Origin of the sequence: Massilia sp. Root335 (assembly GCF_001425685.1) — a bacterium.
GTDB classification, from domain to species: Bacteria; Pseudomonadota; Gammaproteobacteria; order Burkholderiales; family Burkholderiaceae_D; genus Telluria; species Telluria luteola.
On the sequence record NZ_LMCY01000037.1, the window covers coordinates 64181 to 85899 of the forward strand.

Consider the following 21719-nt stretch of genomic DNA (forward strand, 5'->3'; position numbering starts at 1 on the left):
GTGTCCTCAGCTGCCCTTGAGCAGGGATCGGTTCATCTGGACGTAGCGCTTCAGGCCGATGAAGGTATAGCGCGTGACGACGAGGGACAACAGGAACAGCGCGATCCCGCCCAGCACGAGGCCGCAGCCGAACAGGGTCTGCGTCGTGCGCGATTCCGCGTCCATGTCGGTGCTGATGCGCAGCGTGCTGTCCGCGAGCGCCTCGGCGCTGCGCAGGGCGCGCGAGTGCGCGCGCCCGTGGTCGGCGCCTGCATCGGCCGTGTCGTCGGGCGGCAGCGGGTCGGCGACCTGCGGGCGCTCCTCCTTGACGAGGATGCCGCGGTCGCCGATCTCGACGCGCATCTGGCGCCCGCGCCCGTCGTCGTCGATGGTGACGAAGCGGCTCGGCCAGTCCAGCACGAGTTCATTGGCGCCCGCGAGGCCGCTGGCGGTGGTGGCGATGCCAGCCAGGTAGAACGTCAGCGCGCATACGTACAGGCAAAGCAGCAGCGCCGAATAGACCAGCGCCGGCACGAGCATGAACAGGTTGAAGATGGCCAACCCGACGGCCGACACCATCAGGCGCAGCAGGTTGGCGGGGTTCTTCCTTGCGCTGAACGTGTCCAGGTGCGCGTTCGCGCGCAGGGTCATGGCGATCTTTTTCGGGTCGTCGAGCTCGCGCGCCACGTCCGGCTCGCCCTGTCCGGCGGCGACGCCGTCCACGAAGCGTTGTTCGTAATAGGCCAGCGTCCTGGCCTGCACGTCGGGCGGCAGGCCGAGCATGGCCCGCTTGAGCGCCTCGAGGTATTCCAGTTTGCCCATCAGGACTCCTTCCGGGGCGATATCAGCCGCGGCCGAACGACAGCATGGCGTTCAGCGCCGGACTGGCCGCCGCGCCGGGGTGGACCAGAATGATCGTCGCGGCCGCCACGACGGCCAGCAGGGCAAGGGTACGCAAGCCGAGATGGATGTTCATTTGCATTTCCGCCAACACTCGTTTCGATGATGCCACTGTACGGAGCGCGGACGGCGCGCGCCACCGCTGTGCGACAGGCTGCGGATTTCGCGGGGCAGGGCGCGCCCCGGCGCGACGATCGGCGCGCCGTCATCGCGGCGTCGTCCCCATCATGACGCCGGCCGCGGCGACGCCGCTGCGCACGGCCGCTTCCAGCGTGGCGGGGTAGTCGGATGCCGTGTAGTCGCCGGCCAGCGCCAGGCCTGGCAGGGCGGTCGCGTTGGCCGGACGGGCGAGGGCGGGCGAGCAGGCGAACGTGGCGCGTTTTTCCGTGATCGTGCGGCTCCACAGCGGCGCTGCGAGCGCCGGTTGCCCGAACGATGCGGCCAGCTGCGCCGCGACGGCGGCGGCCAGCGCCGCCTGGCCGATGGCGCCGGCGGGGTCCGCGCCGCTGATCACGACGGCCAGCAGGCCATCCTGGCCGGGATCGAGCTGGCCGCGGTCGAACACGAACTGGCCCCAGCGCTCGTCGAGCGGCGCATCGGCCAGCGCGCAAAAGGGCAAGGGCAGGCGCACGCCGGGCGCGTACTGCAGGTAGACGGTGGCGATGGGTTCGTAGGCCAGCGCATCCAGTTGCGCCACGACGCCGGCCGCGCCATCCAGGGGCCGCAGCAGCGCCGCCGCCTGCCACGGCGGGGCCGCGAGGACGACGCCGTCGAACGCATGGTGATCGGCGCCGGAACGCAGGCGCCATGCGCCGCCGTCCGGTTCCAGCGCGTCGATGCGGGCGCCCGTGCGCACGGCGGCGCCGCGGCCGTCGAGGTGGCGGCGGGCCGCTTCCGGGAACACGGCGTCGAGCAGCACGCGCGGGATCAGCATGTCGGACGCGGCGCGGTGCGCACCGAGGCTGTCGCGCAGCACCGCCAGGAACACTTGGGCGGATGCCCGCTCGGGCGGCGTGTTCAGCGCGGCCAGGCACAGGGGGCGCCACATCAGGCGCTCGAGGCGCGGCGTCTGGTCGAAGCGCGCCAGCAGTTCCGCCACGCTGCAGTCGGTGTACAGCTGCCAGCCCATCCAGCGGGCGCTGGTCGTGAAGCGGGCGAGGGCCAGCTTGTCGTGCCGGTCCAGGCCGCGTGCCCGCAGCAGCGCGACGAGCATGTGCAGCGGCGCCGGCAGGCGCGGGGCGACGAAGTCCATGCCGTCGTCCGCCGCGGGATAGCGCATCTGCAGCGGCAGCCGCAGCATGGCCTGGTCCGGGTCGACGCCGACGCGGCGCATCAGGCGCAGCGTGTCGGCGTAGGCGCCCAGCATGATGTGCTGGCCGTTGTCGAGCAGGCGCCCGTTCGTCTCGATGGCGCGCGCGCGGCCGCCCAGGGTGCGCGCGGCTTCGAACAGCGTGACGTCGCAGCCGGCGTCCAGCAGCGCGACGGCCGCCGCGCAGCCTGCCCAGCCGCCGCCGACGACGGCGATCCGCCGGCCGGCGGCCGGGCGACTTGCGTCCCGGCGGTTTTCAGCCGCGGACATACGTCTTCCAGGCCAGCCACAGCTTGCGCAGCGGCGTCAGGGAGATTTTCTGGTTGAGGACGTGGAAGCCGTCGCGCTCGATCTCGCCGAGCAGCGTGCGGTAGATGGCGGCCATCATGAGGCCCGGGCGCTGGGCGCGCCGGTCCGCCCTGGGCAGCAGCGCGAAGGCTTCGTCGTACAGGCCCTGGGCGCGGTCGGCCTGGAACTTCATCAGCGCCTCGAATTTTTCGCTGTGGCGCGCGTTCAGCAGGTCGGCCGCCGTCACGTTGAACTGCTGCAGTTCGCTGATCGGCAGGTAGATGCGGCCCTTGCGCGCGTCTTCGCCCACGTCGCGGATGATGTTCGTGAGCTGGAAGGCGAGGCCCAGCGTTTCCGCATATTGCAGGGTCTGCGGATTCGTCACGCCGAAGATGCTGGCCGACAGGATCCCGACGACGCCCGCCACGTGCCAGCAGTATTTCCTGAGGTTCGGATAGTCGAGGTAGCGCGACTGGTCGAGGTCCATCTCCATGCCGTCGATGATGGCTTGCAGGTGTTCCTGTTTCAGGTCGTACGGCTGCAGGTGCGGCTGCAGCGCGAGCATCACCGGGTGCGTGGGCGTGCCCGAATACGCCTGGGCGACTTCGTTGCGCCACCAGGCGAGCTTGATGCGCGCGACCGATTGGTCGGTCGTCTCGTCGACCGTGTCGTCGACTTCCCGGCAGAACGCGTACAGCGCCGTGATCGCGCGCCGGCGTTCCGGCGGCAGGAACAGGAAGCTGTAGTAGAAGCTGGAGCCGCTTTGTGCGGTCTTTTGTTGGCAGTATTCGTCGGGGGACATATAAAAAGTGTGATTGCGCGGAGCCAGTCCGCTATCTTATCCGATGCGGCGTCGGTCGCCGCATCACATGCATATCGCGCGCCAGCCGACCGCGAGCCAGTCGAGGCGTTTCAGGCGCGGGCGGCGCCGGAACACGTCGTAGTCCGCGCGCTCGATCGCTTCCAGGATGCGCAGGCCGCCCTGCACGACCATCCGCAATTCCCAGCCGATGCGCCCCGGCAGCCGCGTGGCCAGCGGCGCGCCTTCCAGCATCAGCGCGCGCGCCCGCTCCACTTCGAAGCGCATCAGCGCGCGCCACGCCGGTCCCGTGCGGCCCTGTTCGATGGCGTCGGCCGTCACGCCGAAGCGCGCCAGGTCGTCCTGCGGCAGGTAGATGCGGCCCTTGGCGACGTCGATGGCGACGTCCTGCCAGAAGTTGATGAGTTGCAGCGCCGTGCAGATCGCGTCCGACTCGCGCAGGCGCGCCGGGTCGTCGACGCGATACAGGCCCAGCATCAACCGTCCGACAGGATCGGCGGATCGTCGGCAATAATCGTGCAGTTGCGCGAAGTTTGCGTAGCGCGTCGTGACGACGTCCTGCCTGAAGGCGCTGAGCAGGTCGCGCAGCGGTTGCAGCGGCAGGCCGAATCCGTTCAGCACGTCGGCGAGGCGCTGGAACATGGGCTCGTGCTGCGGCGCGCCGGCCGCGATGGCGTCCAGCGCGGCGTCGTAGGCCTGCAGCGCGGCCAGGCGTTCGGCCGGGGCGGCGTCGCCTTCGTCGGCGAGGTCGTCGGCGCTGCGCGCGAAGGCATAGATCGCCTCCACCGCGGGCACGAGGCGGCGCGGCAGCAGGATCGAAGCGACAGGAAAATTTTCGTAATGGTCGACGGCCATGCGACTCGATAGATTGCTGACTCTAAAGTCATTTACTGGCGTTAATTGCATGATTATAATTGCTAGGTTAAATCCACGACAGTGCCTCGCCGTCCCGGCCGGGCCAGCATGAGGAAACCAATGCCTGCTTTTCTCTCGATGTCCCTGCGGCCGCGCGGCGCCGCACCGTTCGTCCTTTCCCTGACCCTCGCCGCGGCGCTGCTGGCCGGGTGTTCCCGCAACGACGCGCCGCCTGAGGACGTGCGCCCCGTGCGCGCGCTCACGCTGGCGACGGGCACGGTCGGCACGTCGGCGGAATTTTCCGGCGACGTGCGCCCGCGCTACGAGTCGCGGCTCGGCTTCCGTGTGGGCGGCAAGATCAGCGCGCGCAAGGTCGACGTGGGCACGGTCGTCAAGCGCGGCCAGGTGCTGATGCAGCTGGACCCGCAAGACCTGCGCCTCGGCCAGGCCCAGGCCCAGGCCAACCTGCGCGCGGCGCAGACGAATTACGACCTGGCGCGCGCGGACCTCAAGCGCTACCAGGACCTGCGCAGCCAGAACTTCGTCGCCCAGGCGGTGCTCGACCAGAAGCTGGCGGCCGCGCATTCGGCGCAGGCGACCGTGGAAGCGGCCCGCGCGGCGTTGCGCGAACAGGCCAACCAGACCGGTTACGCCAGCCTCGAATCGGACACGGACGGCGTCGTCACCGGCATCGACGCCGAGGTCGGCCAGGTCGTGCAGGCGGGTACGCCCGTCGTGCGCGTGGCGCGGACCGACGAAAAGGAAGTGGTGATCGGCGTGCCGGAAGACCAGGTCGACGAGCTGCGCCATGTGAGCACCGTGAAGGTCAGGCTGTGGGCCGATCCGAACCGCAGCATCGACGGCAAGATCCGTGAAGTGTCGCCGGTGGCCGATCCGGCCACGCGCACCTACACGGTGAAGGTGTCGATCCCGGCGCGCGACGACATCCGCCTCGGCATGACGGCCGTGGTCCGGCTGGCCCAGGCCGGCGGCGGCGGATCGGCGATCAAGGTGCCGTTGTCGGCGCTGTACCAGAACAAGGGCGCGACCTCCGTGTGGCTGATCGAGAACGGCGCGGTGCGCCTCGTGCCAGTGCAGGTGGGCGGCGTCGACGGCAACGACGTGCTGCTGGCCGGCGGCGTGAAGCCGGGCCAGACCATCGTCACCGCGGGCGTCAACCTGCTCAAGCCGGGCCAGAAGGTCAAGGTGCTGGCGGCCGACGTGGCCCGCCGCGGCGATGCGGAGGCCGAGGCGACGGGTGTCCGGGGGACACCCGTCGGGCAAGCCGCACCGGCCGGGCAAGCCGCCGCTGGGGCAGCGAAATGAAGGGTTTCAACCTGTCGCGCTGGGCGCTGGAACACATCCCGCTGACCCGCTACCTGATCGCCGCGCTGCTCATCGGCGGCATCATCAGCTACGGCAAGCTGGGCCAGGACGAGGACCCGCCGTTCACCTTCCGCGCGATGGTGATCACCGCGTACTGGCCCGGCGCCACGGCCGTGCAGATGGCCCAGCAGGTCGCGGATAAACTGGAGAGAAAGCTGCAGGAGACGCCGTACGTCGACAAGCTGCGCAGTTTTTCCAAGCCGGGCGAGACGACCATCATCCTCGAACTGCGCGAATCGTCGCCGCCGAAGGACGTCCCCGGCATCTGGTACCAGGTGCGCAAGAAGGTCGGCGACATCGCGGGGACGCTGCCGCCGGGCGTGGTCGGGCCGTTCTTCAACGACGAATTCGGCGACACGTACGGCTCGATCTTCGCGCTGTCCGGCGACGGCTTCACGTACGCCGAGATGCGCGACTACGCCGACTTCGTGCGCCAGCAGCTGCTCGCGGTGCCGCTGGTCGCGAAGGTGGAGCAGTTCGGCGTGCAGGAAGAGAAGGTCAACATCCTGTTCTCGCAGCAGAAATTCGCGCAGCTGGGCGTGCCGTTCGAGCAGATCGTGAACCAGATCGCGACGCAGAACGGCATCGAGTCGGCCGGTGTGCTCGTCACGCCGATGGAGAACCTGCAGGTGCGCGTGACGGGCGGCCTGAAGACCATCAAGCAGCTGGAAGACCTGAGCCTGCGCGCAGGGAACACGACGTTCCGCCTCGGTGACTTCGCCACCATCCAGCGTGCGTACGCCGACCCGCCGCACGACAAGATGCGCTTCAACGGCAAGGAAGTGATCGGCCTGGGCGTGTCGATGGAAAAGGGCGGCAATATCATCGAGCTGGGCAAGGGCCTGGAAAAGACGGTGGAGCACATCAAGAGCCAGCTCCCGGTCGGCATCGAACTGGAACGCGTATCGAACCAGCCGGCGGCCGTCAAGGCTTCCGTCGGCGAATTCATGAGCAGCCTGATCGAGGCAATCGTCATCGTGCTCGGCGTGTCGTTCGTCGCCCTCGGCCTGCACCAGAAGCCGAAACTGCGGCTGGACGTGCGGCCCGGCCTCGTCGTGGCGCTGACGATCCCGCTGGTGCTGGCGATCACGTTCCTGTTCATGCGCGTGTTCGACATCTCGCTGCACAAGATCTCGCTGGGCGCCCTGATCATCGCGCTCGGCCTGCTCGTGGACGACGCCATCATCGCCGTCGAGATGATGGTGCGGAAGATGGAGGAGGGCATGTCGCGCTTCGACGCGGCCACGTTCGCCTACACGTCGACCGCGTTCCCGATGCTGACGGGGACCCTGATCACGGCGGCGGGCTTCCTGCCGATCGGCCTGGCGAAATCGGCGGCCGGCGAGTACACGTTCGCGATGTTTTCCGTGAACGCGATCGCGCTCGTCGTGTCGTGGGTCGTCGCCGTCACGTTCACGCCGTACATCGGCTTCATCCTGCTGCGCGTGCAGCCGCACGGCCACGGCCACCACGACGTGTACGACACGCCGCTGTATGCGCGCTTCCGCCGCCTCGTCGACCGCTGCGTGGAATGGCGCATGACGACCATCGCGCTGTCGCTGGCCGTGTTCCTGCTGGGCGTGTTCGGCTTCAAGTTCATCGAAAAGCAGTTCTTCCCGGATTCCAGCCGCCCCGAGCTGATGGTGGAGATGTGGACGCCGGAAGGCACCAGCTTCGCCGTCAACGAGGCGCTGGCGAAGAAGTTCGAGCGCTTCGCGCGCGCGCAGCCGGAGACGGACAGCGTGACGTCGTACATCGGCACCGGCAGCCCGCGCTTCTACCTGCCGCTGGACCAGATCTTCCCCGCGTCGAACGTGTCGCAGTTCGTCGTGCTGCCGAAGACGGTCGCCCAGCGCGAAGCCCTGCGCCACAAGATCGAGAACCTGTTCAAGACCGATTTCCCGGAAGTGCGCGGGCGCGTGAAACTGCTGCCGAACGGCCCGCCCGTGCCGTATCCCGTCCAGTTCCAGGTGATGGGGCCCGACATCGGCGTCGTGCGCAAGGTCGCGGACCAGGTGAAGGAGATCATGATCGCCAATCCGAACACGGTGGGCGTCAACGACAACTGGAACGAATCCGTGAAAGTGCTGCGCCTCGACCTCGACCAGGACAAGCTGCGCGCGCTGGGCGTCACGTCGCAGGCGGTGCGGCGCACGGTCGCCACCGTGCTGTCTGGGACGACGGTGGGCCAGTTCCGCGAGAGTAACCGCCTGATCGACATCGTCGTGCGCCAGCCGTTGAACGAGCGCTCGAGCATGTCCGTGCTGGCGAACACGAACGTGGCGACGCCGTCCGGCAAGGCCGTGCCGCTGTCGCAGCTCGCGCGCATCGAGTTCGTGTGGGAGCCTGGCGTCGTGCAGCGCTATGGGCGCGAGTGGGCGATCATGGTCCAGTCCGACGTCGTCGAGGGCGTGCAGGGGCCGACCGTGTCCGACCAGGTCGGCGCGAAGCTGGCGGCGCTGCGCGCGAAGCTGCCGGCCGGCTACCGCATCAAGCTCGAAGGCGCGGCGGCGAACAGTTCGACGGCGGAGGACTCGATTGCCGCCAACGTGCCGCTCGTGCTGTTCATCGTGTTCACCCTCCTGATGCTGCAGCTGCACAGCTTCTCGCGCGCCGTGATGGTCTTCCTCACGGGCCCGCTGGGCATCGCCGGCGCGGCGATGGCGCTGCTGGTGTCGCACGAGCCGTTCGGCTTCGTCGCCAACCTCGGCGTGATCGCGCTGTTCGGCATGGTGGTGCGCAATTCGGTGATCCTCGTCGACCAGATCGAGAAGGACATCGCGGCCGGGCACGCACCGTGGGATGCGATCGTCGAGAGCGCCGTGCGGCGCTGCCGGCCGATCCTGCTGACGGCGGCCGCGGCGGCGCTGGCGATGATTCCGCTGTCGCGCTCGGTGTTCTGGGGGCCGATGGCGGTGGCGATCATGGGCGGGCTGCTGGTGGCGACGGCGCTCACGCTGCTGTTCCTGCCGGCGCTGTATGCGGCGTGGTTCCGCGTGAAGCGGCCGGTGCCCGCGTAGGGTGGGCACCCTGTGCCCACGCGTTACGCCGGCATGACGCAAACGCCGGCGTGACGCAATCGTTTCCGTGGGCTCGGGGAGCCCACCCTACGTAAATCCTTGATATATGGGGCGATTTAATACGAATTAAAAACTGCCCAATCGTGTCAGAAAATCCAGTAAAATATCGGGTTGAAGTTGTAGCCCCTAGACATTGGATTCAGGGCGGCCGGTTTCATTGTCGGGCGCCCTTTGTTTTTGTGGCAAGATGAGCAATCCTGAGCGAGGATGGCGAAATTGGTAGACGCACCAGGTTTAGGTCCTGACGCCAGCAATGGTGTAGGGGTTCGAGTCCCCTTCCTCGCACCACGAATAATTAATTTTTTTGGACGATTTTTACAATGGCAACTGCTGTCGAAAACCTGGGTAAACTCGAGCGTCGCTTGACGATCTCTTTTCCGCTGAGCGACGTACGTACGGAAGTTGAAAAGCGCCTCAAGAAGCAGGCCAAGACCGCTCGTGCTCCGGGCTTCCGTCCGGGCAAGGTGCCACTGAAGATGGTCGCCGCGCAGTACGGCTACCAGATCGAGTCCGACGTGCTGAACGACAAGGTCGGCCAGGCCTTCAGCGTCGCCGCCGACGAAGCCCAGCTGCGCGTTGCCGGCATGCCGAAAATCGAGCCGAAGCAGGACGCGCCGGAAGGCATGCTGTCCTTCGACGCGACGTTCGAAGTCTACCCGGAAGTCACGCTGCCGGCGCTGGCCGACGTCGAGATCGAAACCGTCAAGACCGACGTCACCGACGCTGAAATCGACAAGACCATCGACATCCTGCGCAAGCAGCGCGTGCACTTCCACACCAAGGGCGAAGCCGGCGAGCACGGCGACGGCGGCGAGCCTGTGGCCGCCAACGGCGACCGCGCGACCGTGGACTTCGTCGGCGTCATCGACAACGTCGAATTCCCGGGCGGTAAAGCCGAAGACTACGCATTCGTGCTGGGCGAAGGCCGCATGCTGCCGGAATTCGAAGCCGCGACCGTCGGCCTGAAAGTCGGCGAGAGCAAGACCTTCCCGCTGGCTTTCCCGGAAGACTACCATGGCAAGGACGTGGCCGGTAAAACCGCCGAGTTCACCATCACGCTGAAGAAGCTGGAATGGGCGCACCTGCCGGAAGTCGATGCCGAATTCGCCAAGTCGCTGGGTATCGAAGACGGCAGCATCGAAAAGATGCGCGAAGACATCAAGGTCAACCTGGAGCGTGAAGTCAACGCCCGCATCAAGGCCCGCAACAAGGAAGCCGTGATGGACGCCCTCGTCAAGCACACCGAAATGGACGTGCCGAAGGTCATGATCGAGCAGGATTCGCAGCGCCTGGCCGAGCAGACCCGCCAGGACATGGCCCAGCGCGGCATGGACGTCAAGAGCCTGCCGTTCCCGGCCGACCTGTTCGCCACCAAGGCCGAGCGCCGCGTGCGCCTGGGTCTGATCCTGTCCCAACTGGTCCAGGAAAACAGCCTGCAAGCTACCCAGGACCAGGTGAAGGCCCAGATCGAGGACTTCTCGCAGAGCTACGAAGATCCGAAGGAAGTCCTGAAGTACTACTACAGCGACCGTCGCCGCCTGGGCGAAGTGGAAGCTCTTGTATTGGAAGAAAACGTCGTTAACTATGTGCTCGGCAAGGCAAAGGTGACGACCAAGGACATCGCCTTTGACGAACTGATGGGAAGCGCCGCCCAGGCGTAATTTCCTTGATGAAGCCGTGCGACAACGTCCTTGCGGGGATGGGATAGTGCGGCTTCGTAACTTTTACAAAGGAACTGACAGGTATGAATCGTAATCCTGCATTGGATACCCAAGCCCTCGGCCTCGTGCCGATGGTGATCGAGCAGAGCGGCCGCGGCGAGCGCGCCTACGACATCTACTCGCGCCTGCTGAAGGAGCGCGTGATTTTCCTGGTCGGCCCTGTCAACGACCAGATGGCCAACCTCATCGTGGCCCAGTTGCTGTTCCTGGAAAGCGAGAATCCGGACAAGGACATCTCGCTGTACATCAACTCGCCGGGCGGTTCGGTGTCGGCCGGCCTCGCCATCTTCGACACGATGAACTTCATCAAGCCCGACGTGTCGACGCTGTGCACCGGCCTGGCCGCCTCGATGGGCGCGTTCCTGCTGGCCGCCGGCGCCAAGGGCAAGCGTTTCTCGCTGCCGAACTCGCGTGTCATGATCCACCAGCCGTCCGGTGGTTCGCAGGGCATGGCGTCGGACATCGAGATCCAGGCCAAGGAAATCCTGTACCTGCGTGAACGCCTGGCCCGCATCATGGCGGACAACACCGGCCAGACGATCGAGCAGATCCACAAGGATACCGACCGCGACCGTTTCATGTCGAGCGACGAGGCCGTCGAATATGGCCTCATCGATAAGGTCCTGACGAACCGCGGCTGAGGTTCTTCAACGGATTTCCGAGATCGCGTTTAGCACTCGACAACTGTTGCTCAAATACGCCCGGACGCGACAGCGCTTCGGGCGTTTTGTTTTCAAATCGGGTAGCATGGAGTCGTGTGCACTTGTTGCGCCCTCGTATTAGCGTTATATTCATAGCAATTCAACAGAAACCTGCCCCATGTCAGACAAAAAATCCTCTAGCGGCGAAAAACTCCTGTACTGCTCGTTCTGCGGCAAGAGCCAGCACGAGGTCAAGAAGCTCATCGCAGGGCCTTCGGTCTTCATTTGCGACGAGTGCATCGACTTGTGCAATGACATCATCCGCGATGAGACCTCGAACGTGGAATCGGTGGCGGGCGCCAAGTCCGACCTGCCGACGCCGCACGAGATCGCCGAGCTGCTCGATCAATACGTCATCGGCCAGCAGACTGCGAAGCGCATCCTGTCGGTGGCGGTGTACAACCATTACAAGCGCCTGAAGCACCTGGGCAAGAAGGACGATGTCGAACTGGCGAAGAGCAATATCCTGCTCGTCGGTCCCACCGGTTCCGGCAAGACCCTGCTGGCCCAGACCCTGGCACGCATGCTGAACGTCCCGTTCGTGATCGCCGACGCGACCACGCTGACGGAAGCCGGCTATGTCGGCGAGGACGTCGAGAACATCATCCAGAAGCTGCTGCAGAGCTGCAACTACGAAGTCGAGAAGGCCCAGCGCGGCATCGTCTACATCGATGAGATCGACAAGATCTCGCGCAAGTCGGACAACCCGTCCATCACCCGCGACGTGTCGGGCGAGGGCGTCCAGCAGGCGCTGCTGAAGCTGATCGAAGGCACGATGGCCTCGGTGCCCCCGCAAGGCGGCCGCAAGCACCCGAACCAGGATTTCGTGCAGATCGACACGACGAACATCATGTTCATCTGCGGCGGCGCATTCGACGGCCTGGACAAGATCATCCAGAACCGTTCGGAAAAGAGCGGCATCGGCTTCGCGGCCAGCGTCAAGAGCCAGACCCAGCGTTCCGTCAGCGATATCCTGCTGGAAGCGGAACCGGAAGACCTGATCAAGTTCGGCCTCATCCCGGAACTTGTCGGCCGTCTGCCGGTCGTAGCTACGCTGAGCGAACTGACGGAAGAAGCTTTGATCCAGATCCTGGTCGAGCCGAAAAACGCCCTTATCAAGCAGTATTCGAAACTGCTGGATATGGAAGGCGCCGAACTGGAAATCCGCCCGGCGGCCCTGCACGCGATTGCGAAAAAGGCATTGGCGCGCAAGACCGGTGCGCGCGGCCTGCGCTCCATCCTGGAACACGCCCTGCTCGACGTGATGTATGAATTGCCGAGCCAGCAAAATGTCGTGAAAGTCGTAATCGATGAAAATACGATCACGAATGGCGCGAAACCTTTGCTGATTTACAGTGAATCGCCGAAGGCTGCCGGCGAGAACTGAAAAATTTCCGGGCGCAAACACAACAAAGGTATTGAATCGTTGAGTTGAGGCGGTACAATCAATCTCAACAAAAGACGGCTTCAATCGAAAAGCCACTCGCGGCAGACGCTGTGAAGTGGCTTTTTTATTTGAATCCTCCGCTTTTGTAGAAACGGCTATTATTCGTATCAAGTTAAAGTTTTTTACTTGTAGAAAATATTTATTGGGCCGGTCTTGTGATTCGACGGTGCGCTCCCCACATCGTCAACACGCTTTCTATAAGGTATGCCATGACAACTTCCAAATTGACCGAGCAAATGACGCTGCCCCTCCTGCCGCTGCGCGACGTGGTCGTGTTTCCGCATATGGTGATACCGCTGTTCGTCGGCCGCCCGAAATCCATCAAGGCGCTCGAAGCTGCCATGGAACAGGGCAAGAGCATCATGCTCGCAGCCCAAAAGGCCGCTGCCAAGGACGAGCCTTCGGCCGCAGACATCTACGAGATCGGCTGCGTGGCCAATATTCTGCAAATGCTGAAGCTGCCCGACGGCACCGTGAAGGTGCTGGTCGAAGGCGCGCAGCGCGCAAAAATCACGAACATCAACGACGGTCCGAGCCATTTCATCGCCGACCTGACCCCGATCAATTCGGAAATCGGCGACGACTCCGAAGTCGAGGCGATGCGCCGCGCGATCGTCCAGCAGTTCGACCAGTACGTCAAACTGAACAAGAAGATCCCGCCCGAGATCCTGGCGTCGCTGGCCGGTATCGACGATGCCGGCCGCCTGGCCGATACCGTCGCCGCCCACCTGCCGCTGAAACTCGAGCAGAAACAGGTCATCCTCGAAATCTTCAACGTCGCCAAGCGCCTGGAGCATCTGCTCGGCCAGCTGGAAGGCGAGCTGGATATCCTGCAGGTCGAAAAGCGCATCCGCGGCCGCGTCAAGCGCCAGATGGAGAAATCGCAGCGCGAGTATTACCTGAACGAACAGGTCAAGGCCATCCAGAAGGAATTGGGCGAAGGCGAAGAGGGTGCCGACATCGAGGAACTCGAGAAGAAGGTCATCGCCGCCAAGATGCCGAAGGAAGCCCTGGAAAAGGCCCAGGCCGAGATCAAGAAGCTCAAGCTGATGTCGCCGATGTCGGCCGAAGCCACCGTCGTGCGCAATTACATCGACACGCTGGTCTCGCTGCCGTGGAAAAAGAAATCCAAGGTCACGATCGACCTGGAAAAGGCCCAGGAAGTCCTGGAAGCCGATCACTACGGCCTCGACAAGATCAAGGAACGCATCCTTGAATATCTCGCGGTGCAACAGCGCGTCGACAAGCTGAAGGCCCCGATCCTGTGCTTCGTCGGTCCTCCGGGCGTCGGCAAGACGTCGCTGGGCGAGTCGATCGCCCGCGCGACGAACCGCAAGTACGTCCGCATGGCGCTGGGCGGCGTGCGCGACGAAGCCGAGATCCGCGGCCACCGCCGTACCTACATCGGTTCGATGCCGGGCAAGGTGCTGCAGTCGCTGGCGAAGGTCGGCGTGCGCAACCCGCTGTTCCTGCTGGACGAGATCGACAAGATGGGCGCGGACTTCCGCGGCGATCCGTCGTCGGCCCTGCTCGAAGTGCTGGACCCGGCCCAGAACCACACGTTCTCGGACCACTACGTCGAGGTCGACTTCGACCTGTCGGACGTGATGTTCGTGGCGACGTCGAATTCGTTCAACATCCCGCCGGCACTGCTGGACCGGATGGAAGTGATCCGCCTGTCGGGTTACACCGAGGACGAAAAGACCAGCATCGCGCAGCGCTACCTGCTGCCGAAGCAGATCAAGGCGAACGGCCTGAAGGACGAGGAGATCAAGGTCGACGAGGCCGCGATCCGCGACATCATCCGCTACTACACCCGGGAAGCCGGCGTGCGTTCGGTCGAGCGCGAAATCTCGAAGATCTGCCGCAAGGTCGTCAAGATGCTGCTGCTCAAGAAGGACAACAAGCGCGTGATCGTGTCGTCGAAGAACCTGGATAAATTCCTGGGCGTGCGCCGCTACGATTTCGGCGTGGCCGAGAAAGAGAACCAGATCGGCCAGGTGTCGGGTCTCGCATGGACCGAAGTGGGCGGCGACCTGTTGACCATCGAAGCCGTGCAGGTGCCGGGCAAGGGCGCCGTGATCCGCACCGGTACGCTGGGCGACGTGATGAAGGAATCGATCGAAGCCGCTCGCACCGTCGTGCGCAGCCGTGCGGCGCGCCTGGGCATCAAGGCCGAGGTGTTCGAGAAGACCGACATCCACGTCCACTTGCCGGAAGGCGCGACGCCGAAGGACGGTCCGTCCGCCGGTATCGGCCTGACGACGGCGCTGGTGTCGGTGTTCACCGGCATCCCGGTGCGCGCCGACGTGGCGATGACGGGCGAGATCACGCTGCGCGGTGAAGTCCTGCCGATCGGCGGCCTCAAGGAAAAACTGCTGGCGGCGCAGCGCGGTGGCATCAAGACCGTCCTGATCCCGGAGCAGAACGTGAAGGACCTGGCCGACATTCCGGACAACGTCAAGAACAAGCTCGAGATCGTGCCGGTGCGCTGGATCGAAAAGGTGCTGGAAGTGGCCCTGGAGCGCCTGCCGCAGCCGATCGTCGAGGTGCCGGCCGTGGCCTCGTCCTCGGTGGCGACCACCTCGACCGACGCGCAGGGCGGCGTCGTCAAGCACTAAGCCTGTTTTTGCAAGCGAAGACGGCACCTCCGGGTGCCGTTTTTTTATGTCGATTGATGTCCACGCTGTCGGTCGTGCGTGACTTGACACAAGGCATTGTCGGCTTGTTTAATACGCCCTTGCGGTTTTTTGCCGAGGGTCAATCCGGCCCGGTGGCGCCTGCCGTGTCCAGAACGCACAACGAGGGAAGAAAGTGAACAAAACTGAACTGATCGAAGAAATCGCGAAGTCCGCGGACCTGACCAAAGCTTCTGCGGCGCGCGCCCTCGATGCCATGATCACTGCTGTGACCAATACCCTGAAGAACAACGACAGCGTGACGCTGGTCGGCTTCGGCACCTTCACCGTGGGCGAACGTGCCGCACGTACGGGCCGCGATCCGCGCACGAAGGAAGCCATCAAGATCAAGGCGGCCAAGGTCCCGAAATTTAAGGCTGGTAAAGCACTGAAAGATGCAGTAAACTAATGCCTCCGCTGCGCTGACACGCAGCAGGAACATCCGGTTACCGGGCCTCGCGGCCCTCGGCCAGGTGTGCAGTACCCAGTATTTCGTGGAGCGGTAGTTCAGTTGGTTAGAATACCGGCCTGTCACGCCGGGGGTCGCGGGTTCGAGTCCCGTCCGCTCCGCCACGAAACATCGGCCTTGTCGGCTGTAGCGGAGTGATTGCGAAATACACGAATTTGGAGCGGTAGTTCAGTTGGTTAGAATACCGGCCTGTCACGCCGGGGGTCGCGGGTTCGAGCCCCGTCCGCTCCGCCAGATTATCAGGAGTAAAGAGTGTCGCCCCTGCGGGCGGCACGGGCTGGGGCTCGAAGGGAGCCGCATGCAAGCGGCTCCGCGGCCTGCGGAACGTAGGCGAGCCCCGTCCGCTCCGCCAGATACTGAAAGAGAGGCGAACCTAGGTTCGCCTTTTTTTTTAAGTTTTTTCGATAACGCATTTTCAACCTTGATTGGCTGACCATGTTTGAATTTATCCGTAATCACCAGCGGCTGATGCAGCTCCTCCTGTTGCTGCTGATCCTGCCGTCGTTCGTGCTGGTCGGCGTGACCAGCTACAACAATCGCGGCGGCAGCAGCGATGGCGTGGCGACCGTGGACGGGAAAACGATCACCCAGCAGGAGTGGGAAGGCGCGCAGCGCCGTCAGCTCGACCAGGCGCGCCAGATGATGGGTGCCCAGTTCGACCAGAAACTGTTCGACACGCCCGAAGCGAAGCAGGCCGTGCTGGACCAGCTCGTGGCCGAGCGCGCCATCAACGCCGAGATCGTCCACAAGAACCTGACCGTGGGCGACGCCGCGCTGCAGAAGGCCATCCTCGACATCCAGGCGTTCCGCAAGGATGACGGCACGTTCGACATGGACCGCTACAAGGCCGCGCTGGCCGCCCAGGGCATGACGCCGGAAATGTTCGACCAGCGCATGCGCCACGACCTGGCCGTGCAGCAGCTCGTCGGCTCCGTGCAGCAGACCGCGTTCGCGCCGCGCACCGTCGCCAACCGCCTGTCGGACATCAACGACGAGGAACGCGAAGTGCAGGAACTGCTGTTCCCGGCCGCGAACTACGCGTCGCAGGTCAAGGTCACGGACGACATGGTGAAGGCTTATTACGACAAGCACGCCACCCAGTTCCAGGTGCCGGAATCCGTCAAGGCCGAATACGTCGTGTTCGACGCATCGGTCGTCGAGAAGCAGGTCACCGTCTCGGATGCCGAGGTCGCCGACGCGTACAACAAGAACAAGGCGCGCTTCTCGACGCCGGAAAAGCGCACCGCCAGCCACATCCTGATCAACGTCAAAAAGGGTGCCTCGGCAGCCGAGGATGCCGCCGCGAAGGCCAAGGCGCAAGCCATCCTCGATGAAGTGCGCAAGAACCCGAACGACTTCGCCAGGATCGCCAAGGCACAGTCGCAGGACCCGGGCTCGGCCGAGCTGGGCGGCGACCTGGGCGTCGTGCAGAAGGGCGTGTTCGTCAAGCCCGTCGAAGACGCGATCTACGGCCTGAAGGAAGGCGAAGTCAGCGGTCTCGTGCGTTCGGAATTCGGCTACCACATCATCAAGATCACGAAGATCGCGCCGGAAGCCCAGAAGTCGCTGGAAGACGCCAAGCCGGAGATCGTCGCCGAACTGAAGAAGGCCAAGATGTCGGCCAAGTATTCCGAGCTGGCCGAGACCTTCTCGAACACGGTGTACGAGCAATCGGACAGCTTGAAGCCGGTGGCGGACAAGCTAGGGCTGACCATCCAGACCGTCGACGGCCTGACCCGTACGCCGAACCCGGCCTTGGGCAACTCGCCCGTCAACAACGAGAAATTCCTGAAGGCGATCTTCTCGAGCGACGCGCTGACCAACAAGCGCAACACCGAAGCCGTCGAAGTGGCGCCGAGCACGCTGGTGGTGGGACGCGTCGTCGAGTTCAAGCCGGCGACGAAGCGTCCGCTGGCCGACGTCGAAGCCCAGATCCGCCAGCGCGTCACGCTGGAAGAAGCAGAACGCCTGGCACGCCAGGCCGGCGAAGCGAAGCTGGCTGCCGCCAAGGCGTCGGGCGACGCGGCCGGCTTCGGCGAGGCCAAGACCGTCACCCGCACGAAGCAGCCGCCGATCAACGAGACGGCCGCGGTCGCCGTGCTCAAGGCCGACGCGAGCAAGCTGCCGGCCTATGTGGGCGTCGACATCCCGGGCCAGGGCTACGGCGTGTACCGCATCGTCAAGGTGAGCCAGCCCGCGCAGCCGGACGTGGCGCGCCGCAAGCAGGAAGCCGAGCAGATCGGCCGCGCCGTCGGCAATGCCGAGACGTACGGCTTCATCGAAGCGCTGAAGCACAAGGCGAAGGCGAAGATCAACGTCAAGGCGGCGGACCTGGGCACCAAGTCCGAGTAATCCCGCACGCGTCACACGAAAGCCCGGCCGCGCGAGCGGACCGGGCTTTTTCGTTTCGAGGCGCCGGCCGTTACAATCGTGGTTCGATCAACAACGTAACGGGAACGACATGACCCTGGCCTGGACCGATTCACTCGACGCCGTCGACTGGACCGAACTTTCCGACCTGTACCGCAAGGCCCCGCTGGGCGAGAAATCGCCGGCGCGCCTGAAGACGGTGTTTTCGAACAGTATGTTCCGCCGCTTCGCCTACGACGACGGCGTGCTGGTGGCCGCGGGGCGCGCGCTGGCCGATGGCCTCGATTGCTCCTACATCTGCGACGTCGCGATCCTGCCCAGCCACCAGGGGCGCGGCCTGGGCAACGAGCTGATCGCGCAACTGCTCGAGCTGTCGCGCGGGCATGCGAAGATCATCCTGTACGCGGTGCCCGGCAAGGAAGGCTTTTATGCGCGCCACGGCTTCCGGCGCATGACGACGGCGATGGCGATCTTCGAGGAGCCGGAGAAGGCGGTGGCGCGAGGCTATCTCACGCCGTGAAATGAAAAAGGGCGTTGCCGGTGTGAACCGGGCAACGTCCTGTCTGGCCGACGGGTCTTGTCGACCGTCGCGGCTTACATCTTCCAGCGGAGCGCGGCCGAGACCGAACGTCCGATCTGGAGCGTACCGAAGTTGCTCACCTGCGCGTTACCCGCATCGCCGAAGTGATAGTACGCCTGCTGCACTTCGTTGGTCAGGTTGACACCACTGATATCGAACGACATGTTGTCGTTGATTTTATAGGTGATCTGCATGTCCACGCTCTTTTCCGGATGACGCCAGATACCGATCGGATTGGCGAACAATGCCGCTTCGTTGGTGGCCAGGAAGCCGGAGCGCCACACTTGGGACAGGCGCGCGCTGATCGGGCCCTTTTCGTAAGCCAGGGTGGCGTTGTAGGAGCGGTTGGACACGCCGAAGAACGGGGTCTCGAGCTGCGAGATGATGTCGCCGGCACTATTGGTCTCGGGCACGTTCTGCGACGAGGTGAGATGCGTATAGCTGCCCTGGATGCCCAGGCCATCCAGCAGGCTCGGCAACCCCTTCGGGAAGTAGATGAAGCCGAGCTCGGCGCCGCTGATCTTGCCGTTGGAGGCGTTGGTCGGCGAGTTGATGACGTAGTCATAGCCGTTCGTATGATCGCCACCCGAGGTCGAGTTGCGGAACGGGTCATCCGCCGGATCGACGTGAATCTTGCGCGCCAGGTTCACGACCAGGCCGTCGATCTTGCGCTTGAACAGGGTACCGTAGACTGCACTGTCCTTCTGGAAATACCACTCGGCTGTCAGGTCGAGGTTCTTGGATTGCGTCGGCTTCAGGTCCGGATTGCCGCCGCTGCCCGAGCCGTAACCCACCTTCGACACGTCGTCACCGAGTTGATAGACCGGATTCAGATCACCGAAGTTCGGGCGGCGCAGGGTTTCGCCATAGTTCAAGCGCAGCACGACGTCCTTGGACGGGTCGTAAATCAGGGTCATGCTCGGCAGGAGCTTGCTGGTCGACTTGCTGGCACTGGTCGCGGTGACCGCCTTGGTGGTGGCATCGACCTTATAGAAGGTCATGTCGGTCTTGACCTTGACGTAGCGCACGCCGAAATTGCCGCGCAGGTGATGGCCGAACAGGTCGTTCTGGGTATTCCCCATCAGGAACAGGTTGGTCGTCTTTTCATCGACGTCGAACGTCTTCTGCAGGCTCAGTTTATCCGTCGTCAGGAAATTCGGATCGACCGAGTTAAAGAGCGTACGCCAGTCGTCGATATGGTCGCGGATGTAGTAGGCATTGGGCTCCACCCACGTGCGCGGAACGTCCGAAATGCCCGTGCCGAAGTTCGCGTTGGTGGAGGCATACGCCGAACCCAGCGAGGCGAGGTTGCGGTTCAACGCACTCGATTGCGTCCGGTTCGCTTCCGACGCCTTGCGGTCGTCGAAACGCCCGCCGAACTGGATCGTCTGCAGCGCACCCCAGTCGGCATCGAAGACGCCCGCCAGACTGGCCGTCGCGGCGCTGCCCTTGTTGCGGTTGGCGTTATCGAAGAACTGCGCCACATTCCACTTGGACGGGTCGGCCAGGTCGGCATCGTTGTTGAAATGGAACGCCGTGTTGTTGCTGCCGTCATTGAAGTTGACGTTGATGGACGGTGCGACGCGATCGATCCGGGTGGCCGTGAATTCCGAGTGATACGTGCTGGTCTGGTACGACAGGTCACCGTCCAGCCGCAGGCGGTCGCCAAGGTCCCACTTGCCGTTCAGGGCGTACACGTAGGAATCGGTTGCCGACGTCGTGAGGTCGCCGCTGTTGAAGCCGTAGACGCTACCGACCGTACGGCTCTTGATGATGTTCGTTCCCGGGAACGTCGTGATCGACCCCGCAGGGTTGCTGCCGAGATCCCCCCACCAGTCGACGAAGCTGAACAGCAACTTGTTGAAGGTCTTGTTACGATAACCGTTGTACATCGATTCGAAGGTGTAGACCGAATCGCTGTTCGGTTTCCACTGCAAGGCGATATTGGCGGAAGGACGTTCCCGCTCTCCCTGAAGGTCGCTCTGGAAAACGGCGTCACGCGACAGGTAATACGGATAAGCCTTGCCATTGAAATTCAGCGTCGAACCCGCTGCGGTCGGCAGGCCGGTACGGGTGCCGGGCGTCCAGATACTGGTGTCGGTAATGCGCTGCAGGGGCGTGTAACCGGCGGGATCTTCGGCGGCATTCGGGCTGGCAAACGGCACCATCGCACCCGGCGTCACACTTTCGTTGCGGTATTTCGTCTTGGTATCCGACAGATTGACCAGGGCACCGAATTCGCCGTAGCCGGTTTGCCAGCGGTTGCTCAACATGCCGCTGAGCTGCGGGTTCGCCTTTTTCGCGGGATCGAGATAGGTTTCTCGCGCCGACAGCGACACTTTCGAACCCTTGAAATCGAATGGCCGCAGCGACTTGACGTCAATCTGGCCTGCGATCCCGGTTTCCAGCTGGCTGGCGTCGCGCGTCTTGTAGACGTCGATCTGGCGAACCAGGGTCGACGGAATGTCCTGGAGCGCAACCTGCGTGCCGGAGGCGGTGAAAATGGTGCGGCCGTTCCAGGTCGTTTGAACGTCGGGCATGCCGCGAATGGACAGGGTGCCGACTTCGCCGCCGGCGCGGTCGGTGACCTGGATGCCCGTCACGCGTTGCAGCGCTTCGACGACATTGTTATCGGGCAGCTTGCCGATGTCGTCGGCAACGACCGATTCCACGACCTGGTCGCTGGTGCGCTTGATCGCCAGGCTCTTGATCAGCGATGCCTTGACGCCCGTGACGACCACGGTGGCGGTGTCATTCGGCTCCGTTTTTTCGGCGGCCGCTTGCGCCCATACCGAGGCGCTGCTGACCAGGCCGGCGCCCATCAGCGCGATCACGGTCAGCTTCAAGGCCAAAGGGCGTGCAGATACATGCGATTTCATACGTCTCCTGTGTTTCTAGTTATGGGAAATTGCTTCTCAACCTGGCATTGCTCCAAAACCATCTTAGAGATCCGGCAATGATCGATCCAATGATTTTTTCCAGGTTTCCCATATCGCTTTCGATATCACAGTAGTCTTCTGGGTAACAAATCGGAAGTCGTTCGCCTGCCAAAAACCGTGCAAAAGCCGGTTTCGTCTGGAATATGAAATGTCGGATTGTCTATGTCCGGCACCGTGTTCTCGCACCCGGTCGGATT

General features: G+C 63.9%; 15 protein-coding genes and 3 tRNA genes. 12 read left to right on the plus strand and 6 right to left on the minus strand.

The genetic code is table 11. The features are described 5' to 3' along the window. Positions 1–6: 6 nt before the first annotated feature. From ASC93_RS19980 to hpnC, 5 genes are all read right to left on the minus strand, one after another. Positions 7–801 (minus strand): DUF1700 domain-containing protein, encoded by a 795-nt coding sequence (locus ASC93_RS19980; RefSeq protein WP_056446426.1) that lies wholly within the window; start codon positions 799–801, stop codon positions 7–9. 22 nt (positions 802–823) lie between these two features. Then, entirely contained in the window at positions 824–955 is a 132-nt protein-coding gene (locus ASC93_RS32550) for a hypothetical protein (protein ID WP_267874963.1), read from the minus strand. 129 nt (positions 956–1084) lie between these two features. After that, entirely contained in the window at positions 1085–2458 is a 1374-nt protein-coding gene (gene hpnE / locus ASC93_RS19985; RefSeq protein WP_056446429.1) for a hydroxysqualene dehydroxylase HpnE, read from the minus strand. Beyond that, positions 2445–3278 (minus strand): presqualene diphosphate synthase HpnD, encoded by an 834-nt coding sequence (gene hpnD, locus ASC93_RS19990; protein ID WP_056446432.1) that lies wholly within the window; start codon positions 3276–3278, stop codon positions 2445–2447. Before hpnD ends, hpnE begins: the two co-directional genes overlap by 14 nt. Positions 3279–3341: 63 nt before the next feature. Further along, positions 3342–4151 (minus strand): squalene synthase HpnC, encoded by an 810-nt coding sequence (hpnC, locus tag ASC93_RS19995; RefSeq protein WP_056446435.1) that lies wholly within the window; start codon positions 4149–4151, stop codon positions 3342–3344. A 120-nt stretch (positions 4152–4271) separates the two neighbouring features. Between hpnC and ASC93_RS20000 the strand changes: the two genes are divergently transcribed. From ASC93_RS20000 to ASC93_RS20055, 12 genes are all read left to right on the plus strand, one after another. Further along, a complete protein-coding gene (locus ASC93_RS20000; protein WP_082548188.1) occupies positions 4272–5477 on the plus strand; it encodes an efflux RND transporter periplasmic adaptor subunit in 1206 nt (401 codons plus the stop codon). After that, entirely contained in the window at positions 5474–8557 is a 3084-nt protein-coding gene (locus tag ASC93_RS20005; protein ID WP_056446438.1) for an efflux RND transporter permease subunit, read from the plus strand. Before ASC93_RS20000 ends, ASC93_RS20005 begins: the two co-directional genes overlap by 4 nt. A 261-nt stretch (positions 8558–8818) precedes the next feature. Further along, positions 8819–8905 (plus strand) — tRNA-Leu (locus tag ASC93_RS20010). Between the two features lie 32 nt (positions 8906–8937). Continuing rightward, positions 8938–10278, plus strand: a complete 1341-nt coding sequence (gene tig, locus ASC93_RS20015; RefSeq protein WP_056446441.1) for a trigger factor — start codon at positions 8938–8940, stop codon at positions 10276–10278. A gap of 83 nt (positions 10279–10361) precedes the next feature. Beyond that, complete coding sequence (gene clpP / locus ASC93_RS20020; RefSeq protein ID WP_082548189.1) at positions 10362–10979, plus strand: ATP-dependent Clp endopeptidase proteolytic subunit ClpP; 618 nt, start codon at positions 10362–10364, stop codon at positions 10977–10979. 178 nt (positions 10980–11157) lie between these two features. After that, positions 11158–12426 (plus strand): ATP-dependent Clp protease ATP-binding subunit ClpX, encoded by a 1269-nt coding sequence (gene clpX, locus ASC93_RS20025; protein ID WP_056129433.1) that lies wholly within the window; start codon positions 11158–11160, stop codon positions 12424–12426. A 269-nt stretch (positions 12427–12695) separates the two neighbouring features. After that, positions 12696–15107: an endopeptidase La gene (gene lon, locus ASC93_RS20030; protein ID WP_056446447.1), complete on the plus strand. Its 2412-nt coding sequence runs from the start codon at positions 12696–12698 to the stop codon at positions 15105–15107. A 142-nt stretch (positions 15108–15249) separates the two neighbouring features. Further along, entirely contained in the window at positions 15250–15573 is a 324-nt protein-coding gene (locus ASC93_RS20035) for an HU family DNA-binding protein (protein ID WP_162251935.1), read from the plus strand. A gap of 87 nt (positions 15574–15660) precedes the next feature. After that, a tRNA-Asp gene (locus ASC93_RS20040) sits at positions 15661–15737 on the plus strand. Positions 15738–15790: 53 nt separating this feature from the next. Further along, a tRNA-Asp gene (locus ASC93_RS20045) sits at positions 15791–15867 on the plus strand. 201 nt (positions 15868–16068) lie between these two features. Continuing rightward, positions 16069–17985 carry a SurA N-terminal domain-containing protein gene (locus ASC93_RS20050; RefSeq protein ID WP_082548190.1) on the plus strand — a complete coding sequence of 639 codons (1917 nt, stop codon included), beginning with the start codon at positions 16069–16071 and terminating at the stop codon, positions 17983–17985. A gap of 109 nt (positions 17986–18094) precedes the next feature. Then, positions 18095–18523, plus strand: coding sequence for a GNAT family N-acetyltransferase (locus tag ASC93_RS20055; protein WP_056446462.1), 429 nt, complete (start codon positions 18095–18097; stop codon positions 18521–18523). A 74-nt stretch (positions 18524–18597) separates the two neighbouring features. Here ASC93_RS20055 and ASC93_RS20060 read toward each other — a convergent pair whose 3' ends face one another. Then, entirely contained in the window at positions 18598–21462 is a 2865-nt protein-coding gene (locus ASC93_RS20060) for a TonB-dependent receptor (RefSeq protein ID WP_056446464.1), read from the minus strand. Between the last annotated feature and the right edge of the window lie 257 nt (positions 21463–21719).

Coding starts and splice junctions, on each gene's coding strand:
- hpnD (WP_056446432.1), bottom strand. CDS start 3,278: ATGTCCCCCGACGAATACTGCCAACAAAAGACCGCACAAAGCGGCTCC.
- ASC93_RS20005 (WP_056446438.1), top strand. CDS start 5,474: ATGAAGGGTTTCAACCTGTCGCGCTGGGCGCTGGAACACATCCCGCTG.
- hpnE (WP_056446429.1), bottom strand. CDS start 2,458: ATGTCCGCGGCTGAAAACCGCCGGGACGCAAGTCGCCCGGCCGCCGGC.
- ASC93_RS20050 (WP_082548190.1), top strand. CDS start 16,069: ATGTTTGAATTTATCCGTAATCACCAGCGGCTGATGCAGCTCCTCCTG.
- clpP (WP_082548189.1), top strand. CDS start 10,362: ATGAATCGTAATCCTGCATTGGATACCCAAGCCCTCGGCCTCGTGCCG.
- clpX (WP_056129433.1), top strand. CDS start 11,158: ATGTCAGACAAAAAATCCTCTAGCGGCGAAAAACTCCTGTACTGCTCG.
- ASC93_RS19980 (WP_056446426.1), bottom strand. CDS start 801: ATGGGCAAACTGGAATACCTCGAGGCGCTCAAGCGGGCCATGCTCGGC.
- tig (WP_056446441.1), top strand. CDS start 8,938: ATGGCAACTGCTGTCGAAAACCTGGGTAAACTCGAGCGTCGCTTGACG.
- ASC93_RS20055 (WP_056446462.1), top strand. CDS start 18,095: ATGACCCTGGCCTGGACCGATTCACTCGACGCCGTCGACTGGACCGAA.
- hpnC (WP_056446435.1), bottom strand. CDS start 4,151: ATGGCCGTCGACCATTACGAAAATTTTCCTGTCGCTTCGATCCTGCTG.
- ASC93_RS32550 (WP_267874963.1), bottom strand. CDS start 955: ATGAACATCCATCTCGGCTTGCGTACCCTTGCCCTGCTGGCCGTCGTG.
- lon (WP_056446447.1), top strand. CDS start 12,696: ATGACAACTTCCAAATTGACCGAGCAAATGACGCTGCCCCTCCTGCCG.
- ASC93_RS20060 (WP_056446464.1), bottom strand. CDS start 21,462: ATGAAATCGCATGTATCTGCACGCCCTTTGGCCTTGAAGCTGACCGTG.
- ASC93_RS20000 (WP_082548188.1), top strand. CDS start 4,272: ATGCCTGCTTTTCTCTCGATGTCCCTGCGGCCGCGCGGCGCCGCACCG.